Source organism: Herbiconiux daphne, assembly GCF_024979295.1.
GTDB classification, from domain to species: Bacteria; Actinomycetota; Actinomycetes; order Actinomycetales; family Microbacteriaceae; genus Herbiconiux; species Herbiconiux daphnes.
On sequence record NZ_JANLCJ010000619.1, the window covers coordinates 1 to 576 of the forward strand.

Here is a 576-nt window from a genome sequence, read left to right on the forward strand (position 1 = left end):
ATGAATTAAATGGAATTCCACTTTTATTAATAATTGTTTTCTTTGGTATGAGTGTGTAAAATTTGAAATCAAATCCTTTAACATCACCTTTCACACCCTCACCAATTGGAATATCAACATCTTTAACCATTTGAGATGGGTAAGATGAATTAATATCTAAAAATGTTAAATTATCAACAAATTGTCCTCTGTAATTTTCATTAACATGTGTTATTCCACCATCATACCAATTGAACAAAAAATTGTGAATTGTTTGATGATCATCATGTGATTTATCAAGTCATTTGCAGGGTATAATTTTGTTTATTAATCTCTCATATGTTTGAGTTGATGTTAGTACTTTATCATCTTCAAATTTGTATCTGTATGCTCCTCTTTCAAGATATTCAATTTCTATGTCACCTCTTTTTAAAGCATTTTGTACTAATTTTTCACCTAATGATTCCCTTCAAAAATTATAAGCTGTTGATCCTATTGTTAATTTTCATTTGTTCCTTGGCAAAAATTCTTCCATTAATTTATGAAATTTTCAAAGAATATAGACATCAGATTTAAGATATTCAAGTTCATTGCCAT

The 576-nt window shown here is 27.3% G+C and carries 1 protein-coding gene; it reads right to left on the bottom strand.

Annotated features, from left to right (window positions below; genetic code table 11):
- Positions 1-238: DNA polymerase (locus N1032_RS26785; RefSeq protein WP_259543711.1), on the bottom strand; the 238-nt coding region annotated here is incomplete at its 3' end.
- Positions 239-576 lie beyond the last annotated feature (338 nt).